This is a genomic window from Streptomyces sp. NPDC057654 (assembly GCF_042800135.1).
GTDB lineage: Bacteria > Actinomycetota > Actinomycetes > Streptomycetales > Streptomycetaceae > Streptomyces.
This window is the reverse complement of the sequence record NZ_JBHVHQ010000347.1, coordinates 1-8,379: the sequence shown is the minus strand read 5'-3', so window position 1 is coordinate 8,379 and position 8,379 is coordinate 1. Positions and strand designations below refer to the sequence as shown.

Below are 8,379 nucleotides of genomic sequence, written 5' to 3'. Positions count from 1 at the left end.
TAGCCGTCCAGTGTGAGCGACGCCGTGAGCGACGGCGGGTTGGTCGCCGCGTCCGGCTCGGAGTGCAGAGAGGTGAGCAGCATCCAGAAGACGGGCAGGCAGAACAGGATGCCCGCGACCCAGGCCAGCAGGCCGAGGGCGGCGGAACGGCGCCGGGCCCGGCGGGCCATGGGCGGCAGGGACGTCGTGGCGATGGCGGTCATGCCTGGTTCCCTCCTTCGCGGAAGAGGGACGAGACCACCCGCAGCGCGAAGGTCGCGATCACGATCGTGCCGATCACGACGAGCACCCCGGCGGCGGAGGCCATCCCGTACTCATGGGCTCCGTAGAAGGTCTGGTAGATGGTGTACGGGAGGTTGGCGGTGCCCAGCCCCCCGGAGGTGATGGTGAACACCGCGTCGAAGTTCTGCACCACGTAGATGGAGCCGAGCAGGATGCCGAGCTCCAGATAGCGGCGCAGGTGCGGCAGGGTCAGATAGCGGAACGTCTGCCAGGCGTTCGCGCCGTCGAGCCGGGCCGCCTCCATCATCGCGGCGGGCCGGCTCTGGAGCCCGGCGAGCAGGATCAGCATCATGAACGGCGTCCACTGCCACACCAGCGCGGTCTCGACCGCGACCAGCGGCATGCCGGACACCCAGTCCGGCTGGGCCGGCGAGTGGTCCCCGAAGAGCCCCGCGATCCATGTCCAGGCGCCGTTGAGCAGCCCGTACTCGGGGTTGTAGAGGGCGTGCTTCCACAGCAGGGCGGCGGATACGGGCACCAGCAGGAACGGCGTGATGAGCAGGGTCCGTACGAGGCCCCGGCCGCGGAACTTGCGGTCCAGCAGCACCGCGAGCAGCAGCCCGAGCACCACGGAGACCAGGACCACGGTCACCGTCAGCAGGATCGTGGTGAGGACCGACTTGCGCAGATCCGCGTCGGACGCGGCGGTGATGTAGTTGTCGAACCCGGCGAAGCGGCGGGCGTCGGGGGCGAGCGCGTTCCAGTTGAACAGCGAGATGAACAGCGTCGCCACGAACGGCAGCTGGGTGACGACGATCAGGAACACCAGGGCGGGCAGCAGCGGCGCGCGTCGGGCCCAGGCGCGCCTGCCGCCGCGGCGTACGGGCGCGGCCGGGCGCGGCGGTGCGCCGACGGTCCGCGGCGAGTCGTTCAGGGCAGTGGTCACCGGTACTTCCCTCCGGTCTTCTCGGCCAGCGCCTGCGCCTTCTTCAGGGCCGCGTCGACGGACTGGCGGCCGGCGATGGCGGCGCTGATCTCCTGCGAGACCTTCAGGCCGAGGTCGGTGAACTGGGGGATGCCGACGAACTGGATGCCGGGCGCGGGCCGCGGCTGGACGCCGGGATCGTTGGGCCGGGCGGAGCGGATGGCCTCCAGCGTGACGTCCGAGAACGCCGACGCGGCCTCCTTGTACGCGGGGCGCGCGTTGGTGGAGGCGCGGCGGCCGGCCGGCACGTTGGCCCAGCCGCTCTTCTCGCCGACCAGTTCCTCGTACTTCTTGCCGGAGGCCCAGGAGATGAACTTCCAGGCGCGTTCGGTGTTGCGGGACGCCTTCTCCATGCCCCAGGCCCAGGTGTAGAGCCAGCCGGAGCTCTTCGTACGCTCGACCGGCGCCGGTACGTAGCCGATCTTGCCCTTCACGGGGGAGTTCGCGGCCTCCAGGGAACCGGCGGCGGACGTGGCGTCGTACCACATGGCCGTCTTGCCCTGGGTGAGGTTGTTGAGGCACTCGGCGAAGCCGGACTGCGCGGCGCCGGTCTCGCCGTGCGAACGGACCAGGTCCACGTAGAACTTCGTGGCCTTCTCGAACTCCGGGGAGTCCAGGCGGGCCTTCCAGTCCTTGTCGAACCAGGTGCCGCCCATGGTGTTGACGACGGTGGTCAGCGGCGCGGCCAGCTCGCCCCAGCCGGGCAGGCCGCGCAGGCAGATGCCCTTCATGCCGGACTGCGCGCCGTCGGCCTTGGCCGCGAGGTCGGCGACCTGCTGCCACGTCGGGCGGTCGGGCATCTTCAGCCCCTTCTGGGCGAAGACGTCCTTGCGGTACATCAGGAACGACGACTCGCCGTAGAAGGGCTCCGCGTAGAGCTTGCCGTCCTCCGCGGTCAGCGACTGCGTCAGCGGGCGGAGGATGTCCTTCTGGTCGAAGGCGGCGTCCTTGGCGACGTAGTCGTCGAGCGGGTGCAGCCAGCCGTTCTTCGCGAAGAACGGGACCTCGTAGTTGCTGATGGTGGCGACGTCGTACTGGCCGCCCTGGTTGGAGAAGTCCTGGCTGATCTTGTCGCGGACGTCGTTCTCCGGCAGCACCGTGAAGTTGACCTTGATGCCGGTCTCCTTCGTGAAGTGGGCCGCGGTGAGCTTCTGCAACTCCATCATCTGCGGGTTGTTCACCATGAGCACATTGATGGTGTCGCCGCCGGAGCCGGTGCCGCCCGCTCCGGCGCACGCGGTGCTCGTGGCGAGGAGGGCGGCCGTGACGGCGGCCACGCGTATGCGTGTGCCGCGGCCCCGGCGTCGGTGCTGAAGGGGCATGGAGCCTCCTGGCATTCGGGCGCGGGTAGTCATTCGGGCGGGGATATACAGGTAAATAGAGGGGGGTATACGGATGAAAGGCGTTACTGAAGTGAGCGGCCGGGCCCGGGGCGGTCAGACCCGGATGACCTGCGGACCCAGCAGGGTGTAGCGCTGGGCCTCGGCCGGCGGCAGCCCCGTGTCGGTCACGATGGCCTCGACGTCGGCCACGTCGGCGAACCGGCAGAAGCTGACGGCGCCGAACTTGGTGTGCACCCCCGCGAACACCCGCCGCCGGGAGCCGCGCACCGCCTGCGCCTTCACCTCGCTGACGGCCGGGTCCGGCGTGGTCAGACCGTGTTCCCGCGAGATCCCGTTGGCGCCGATGAAGGCCAGGTCGATGACGAACCCGGCGAGCATCTTGGTGGCCCAGTGGTCCACCGTCGCCATCGTGCCGCTCCGCAACCGGCCCCCGAGCAGCAGGACCGTGGCCTTTTCGGCGTCGGCCAGGGCCTGCGCGCAGGCGAGCGAGGCGGTGACGACGGTCAGCGGCCGGTCGCGGGGCAGCGCCCCGGCGATCAGCTGCGGGGTGAACCCCTCGTCGATGAACACGGTCTCCGCGTCGCTGAGGAGCCGGGCGGCGGCAGCGGCTATCCGGGTCTTCTGCGGCACGAGCTGGGTGGTGCGGACGGCGAGGGTGGTCTCGAACCCGGAGCTCTCGACCGGGTACGCCCCGCCGTGCGTGCGCCGGACCAGCCCGTGTTCCTCCAGTACGTGCAGGTCCCGGCGGATCGTCTCCTTCGCCACCTTGAAGTCGGCGGCCAGACCGGTGACATCGACGCCTCCGGTCCGCCGAGCGAGTCGGAGGATTCCTCGTCGGCGTTCCTCGGTGTTCACGGCACTCTTCCCTGCGGTCTGCTGCGGAGCGACGCCCGATCGGGCGCCTGGCATGTTTGTACAAGCGCCGGGGTGTTGGTGAACAGGGTGTCCGAGAGATCGATGGCGCCCGTTCGTGCCCGTTTTCCGGCGCGTGTCACCGCTGGTGGGATGGGTGATGGGGGATATGTCGGGTTGGCCGTCCGCCCCGCTTCGGCCGACTGAGCTCCGTTTGGGGCCCGTTCGGGCATCTGTGGCTGCCCGGCACGGCAGCGCCCCGGGGCGGTGGTGTCCGCTCCCGGGGCGCGCGGTGCTTTTTATCGGTGTGCCTTCTATCGGTGTGGTCTTGAGCGGTGTGCTCTTTACCGGTCGAGGCGGCAGGACGCTCGTACGTGCTTCCCCGGGTCGCTCTCCGAGTGGGCGTCGAGCGTGATGCGGCCGTGCCGCGCGGCGTCCGGCCGGGCGGCGACGGACACCGGGACGGTGACGGTCTGCCCGGCCTTCGCGGTGGCGAGGCGGTTCGGCAGCCAGGCCGACCAGCCGCGGGAGGCGCCTGTGGCCGAGAGCCGGTAGACGTCGGAGGACAGATGCGGGGCGCTGCCCGCGCCGCCGGTGTTGGTCAGCGGGAACGCGCACACGGCTCGGCTCTTGGCCGGCGAGCCGTGCGCGGTGCCGCGGCGCAGCTCCAGGCCGCGGCGCTGCGGGCCCGCGCCGTCCAGGGACTTGACGGCGACGGTGTAGCTGAGCACGCCGGAGGCGTCGCGCGCGATGTCGAGGACGTAGAAGTGCAGCCGGTTGGCCCGGTCCACGTATTCATAGCTGCTGCCGGAGTCCGCGCCCGCGTGGAAGAGGGCGTCGCTGAGCTGCCGGTAGTCGCCGATGGTGATCTTCTGCGGGGTGCCGTCGGGGCGCTTGAAGTCCACCATGTCGATGTCCTCGGGGTGGGCGTCGACGACCCACGCGAAGGGGGCGCGGTCCTTGTCCTTGGTCTTCGAGAGCAGCACGCCGTGGTCCGGGGTGAAGGAGTCCATGCCCATCCGGTCGACGACCTCGACGGTGTAGTTGTCGTAGCCGCCGCCGTCGCACATCGGGTCCTTCGCGGGGGAGCAGGCGGGCTCGCGGTCGCCGCTCATGGTGATGTTGACGCCGGACAGCCCCTTGTCGCCGGGCGGCGCGGAGCGCGCGGTGACGCGGGCGACGGCGAGGCCGGAGGTGGCCAGGGCGTCCCGGTCCAGGCGCAGGACGTTCTTCTCGTCGACGATGCCGAGCTTGAGCTTGTCGCGCAGCACGTGTTGGGAGCCCATCGTCGCGCCCTCGGTCGCCGGGATCCGCCAGCGGGTGTGCGGGCCGCCGGGGCCGTTGAACGAGCCGCGCGAGAGCATGCTCCAGATGCCGGTGTACGCGCGCCGGGGCGGCGAGCCGTACGGGTTGTTGTAGTTGTCGGCGATGCCGAGGATGTGGCTGAACTCGTGCGCGTACACGGCCATTCCGGAGCTCTCGGCCTGGGTGGAGGAGCCGTCCTCGGCGTTGGGCCAGATGCGGGCGGCGGCCTGCCAGGAGGTCCACGGCACGTAGCGGGTGGAGCCCGCGTTGCCGCCGCCGGATATCGGCGAGGGCGGCCCCCAGGCGGCCGGTACGTCCTTGGGGTCCGCGAACTTCATCTGGCCGAACTCCTGCCAGGCCGCGGACTCGTCCTGCCCGGCGGTGAGATAGAAGACGAAGTCGAACTCCTTGGCGCGGTCCGCGCCCACGTCGGCGGTCCAGGCGGCCTTGCCGTCGGCGCGGATGTCCTTGCCGCAGACGTCGCCCACCGGGCAGGCGCCGGGGTTCATCGACTTCTCGATGCCGTACTGGTACGACTTGAACGGCATGCGGTACGTGCCGAAGCCGGTGAGGTCGACGCCGATGCGGCCGCCGGAGTCCTCCATCCAGTACTCGTTGATGGTGTGGCCGTGGTTGAGCTCGCCGGGCTTGTTCAGGAAGTCCTGGTAGAAGCGCGGCAGTTGGGCGCGCGGTACGTTCGAGGCGGCGGGCTGCGGATTGCCGAAGACCGTCGAACCGGCCGGCTTGCTGACCGTGAACTCCTCGTCGGGATAGTCCAGCAGCACCAGCGCGCCCTTGAACGTGCGCTTCGTCGGCTCGGCGCCGGGGTCGGCCCAGTGGGCGCCGGGCACGGCCCGGTAGTCGGCCCACGTCATGTCGTCGGGGTTGCGCCAGTTCTGGGGGTCGATGGGGCGGGCGAGCGGCGGCCGGTTCGCGGGCGCAGGTTCGGGATGGGCCCGGGCGGGCCCGGCGGCGAGGGCGGCCAGTAGCCCGAGGAGGAGGACGACGATGCCGGACCGGCGGAGCGGACCGCCGCGCATACGGGCCCGTCTGCGGGGGAGGAACAAGACGCACCTCTTGTCGGTAATCTTCAACAAGGACATGACAAGCGATCGGACGGCATTCCTACCGCTGCCACGGTAAGGCGGGGGCGGAGGGGACACCAGAGGGTCGGGGAGTCGAAGGGGACCATGACGGACACCGACCGGCACGGCCACGCGATGTCGCACACCGGCCAGCAGGCCCTGGCCCACTACGAGAGCGCGCTGGAGGCCCTGCTCCTCTTCCGCGGCGAGGTGGCCGACGAGTCGCGGGCGCTCCTGGCCGCCTCGCCCCACTCCGTCATGGGCAATGTCCTCGCCGCCTACCTCGGGCTGCTGGGCACCGAGGAGAAGGACGCCGCCGCCTCCCGCGACGCCTTCGCCCGCTATCAGAAGTCCTGCCCCGCCGGCACGACCGCGCGCGAGCGCATGCACATCGCCGCCGCCACCGCCTGGCTCGCCGGCGACCTGCACCGGGCGGGCGCGCTGCTCGGCGAGATCACCGTCGAATACCCCCTCGACGTCCTCGCGCTGGCCGCCGGGCACCAGATCGACTTCTTCACCGGCGACGCCGCCCGGCTGCGCGACCGCGTCGGCGGCGCGCTCTCCGCCTGGCCCGAGGGCGACCCGCAGTACGGGCGGGTGCTGGGCATGTACGCGTTCGGACTGGAGGAGACCGGGCACTACAGCCGCGCCCAGCAGACCGCCCTCGCCGCCGTCGAACGCGACCCGCGCGACGTCTGGGGCATCCACGCCGTCGTGCACACCTACGAGATGCAGGGCCAGTTCGCGGAGGGCATCCGCTATCTGGACGCCCGTACCGACGACTGGGCGGCCGGCAACTACCTGAACGTGCACAACTGGTGGCACTACTGCCTCTACGCCCTGGAGGCCGGCGACACCCGGCGGGTGCTGGCGATCTACGACGCCGTGCTCCACAACGACCGCTCGCAGGGCCTGGCGATGGAGCTCCTCGACGCCTCCGCCCTGCTGTGGCGGCTGCTGCTCGCCGACCACGACGCCGGGCCGCGCTGGACGTCGCTCGCCGACGCCTGGGCGGCCCGCCGCGACGCCCCGTACTACGCCTTCAACGACGTGCACGCCGTCATGGCGTACGTCGGCGCGGACCGCATCGCCGACGCCGAACGCCTCGTACGGGACCGCGAGGCGTGGATCGCCGACGCCCGGCCCGACGTGACCAACCACGCCATGACCGAACGCGTGGGACTGCCCGTCTGCCGGGCCCTGATCGCCTACGGGCAGCGGCGGTACGGGCGCGTGGTCGACCTGCTGGCCCCCGTCCGCTACCGCCTGAACGACTTCGGCGGCAGCCACGCGCAGCGCGACGCGGTCCACAAGACGCTGTTGGAGGCCGCCCTGCGCGCCGGCCGCGCCGACACCGCCCGCACCCTCGTCAGCGAACGCATCAACCTGCGGCCCGTCTGCCCGTACAACTGGCTCGCCCAGGCGCGCCTCTCCGACCGGCTGGGACGGGCGGCGGAGGCGGCCGCGGCCCGCGTACGGGCGGAGGAGCAGGCTTCTTCGGGGGCGGCAGCGCTGGGGAGGTGAGCGCGCTGAATTGCCGTAGGGAAAAGGGACTTCATTGGATCATGATTCTTCGGCGGTATATCGAATCGTGACCCGTTAGTCATGTACATGAGTATTCATTGAGCAACTCCGGTGCTAATCCTATGGTGTCCCATCCCCCCACCATCGGAGAAGGCATCACCATGCGCTCGATGAGATTACTGTTCGCCGCACTCCTGGCGTTCATCGCCGTGGCCGCCGCCACAACCCAGGCACAGGCCGCCCCGCAGAGAGATGTCACCACCCCGCGGAGAGACGCGGCCGCGGGGAAGTATGTCGCCCTCGGCGATTCCTACGCGGTGGCCGTCGGCACCCGGAAGTACGACAACCCCGATGACGCCTGCCGCCGTGGGCCGCTCGCCTATCCACGGCTGTGGCACGCCGCGCACCCCAACGTCGGATTCGTGGAGGCGTCGTGCTCCGGCGCGACCACGGCCGACGTCGACAAGACGCAGATCGGCTCGCTCACCCCGGACACCAGCCTGGTGACATTGCAGGTCGGAGGCAACGACGTCGGGTTCGTCGACGTACTGACCCACTGCATCCTCACCGTGGACGACAAGGACTGCCTGGCCGGGGTCGAGGCCGCGAAGCAGGCCGCCACGGGCAAGCTGTCGCCCGCGCTCGCCCGCACCTACGCCGCCGTGCGCAAAGCCGCGCCGGCCGCGAAGGTCGTCATCGTCGGATATCCGCGCCTTTACACGATCGGGGGCGACTGCGGCATTCTCGGCCTCAGCGACACCGAACGCAAAGCGCTGAATTCAGCGGCCGACACATTGGCCGACATCACCGCGTCGCGCGCCAAGGAGGCAGGTTTCACCTTCCTCGACGCGCGGCCGGTGTTCGACCCGCACACGCTCTGCTCCGGGAAATCGGAGTGGGTGACCAGCCTTGAGTGGAACAAGCTGAACGAGTCCTACCACCCGAATGCCGACGGGCACCGGGACGGATACTTCGCGGCCCTCAACGGCATTACCGGATGAGGGCGGAAGCTGAATAGCCGGTCACCTTGATGTTCGTGCGGCGGCGGAGGTGCGTATGTCCG

At 70.4% G+C, this 8,379-nt stretch carries 6 protein-coding genes and 1 pseudogene; 2 read left to right on the top strand and 5 right to left on the bottom strand.

Translation table 11 applies throughout. The annotated features are described in order from the left end of the window. The 5 genes and pseudogenes from ACFU99_RS23865 to ACFU99_RS23845 form a co-directional block, all read right to left on the bottom strand. Window positions 1-203: pseudogene (locus tag ACFU99_RS23865) on the bottom strand (carbohydrate ABC transporter permease); the annotation flags it as partial. Further along, window positions 200-1,168 carry a carbohydrate ABC transporter permease gene (locus tag ACFU99_RS23860; RefSeq protein WP_384395156.1) on the bottom strand — a complete coding sequence of 323 codons (969 nt, stop codon included), beginning with the start codon at window positions 1,166-1,168 and terminating at the stop codon, window positions 200-202. The pseudogene ACFU99_RS23865 and the gene ACFU99_RS23860, both read right to left, overlap by 4 nt. Further along, window positions 1,165-2,529, bottom strand: coding sequence for an ABC transporter substrate-binding protein (locus ACFU99_RS23855; RefSeq protein ID WP_384395154.1), 1,365 nt, complete (start codon window positions 2,527-2,529; stop codon window positions 1,165-1,167). The genes ACFU99_RS23860 and ACFU99_RS23855 overlap by 4 nt, the downstream gene beginning before the upstream one ends. A gap of 114 nt (window positions 2,530-2,643) precedes the next feature. Beyond that, entirely contained in the window at window positions 2,644-3,405 is a 762-nt protein-coding gene (locus tag ACFU99_RS23850) for a DeoR/GlpR family DNA-binding transcription regulator (RefSeq protein WP_384395152.1), read from the bottom strand. Window positions 3,406-3,746: 341 nt separating this feature from the next. Beyond that, window positions 3,747-5,810 (bottom strand): M6 family metalloprotease domain-containing protein, encoded by a 2,064-nt coding sequence (locus tag ACFU99_RS23845; RefSeq protein WP_384395150.1) that lies wholly within the window; start codon window positions 5,808-5,810, stop codon window positions 3,747-3,749. Between the two features lie 87 nt (window positions 5,811-5,897). Here ACFU99_RS23845 and ACFU99_RS23840 point away from each other — a divergent pair, with 87 nt between their 5' ends. Both ACFU99_RS23840 and ACFU99_RS23835 read left to right on the top strand, forming a co-directional pair. Beyond that, window positions 5,898-7,316, top strand: coding sequence for a tetratricopeptide repeat protein (locus ACFU99_RS23840; RefSeq protein WP_384395148.1), 1,419 nt, complete (start codon window positions 5,898-5,900; stop codon window positions 7,314-7,316). 170 nt (window positions 7,317-7,486) lie between these two features. Further along, window positions 7,487-8,317, top strand: a complete 831-nt coding sequence (locus ACFU99_RS23835; RefSeq protein WP_384395146.1) for an SGNH/GDSL hydrolase family protein — start codon at window positions 7,487-7,489, stop codon at window positions 8,315-8,317. The last annotated feature ends 62 nt before the right edge of the window (window positions 8,318-8,379 follow it).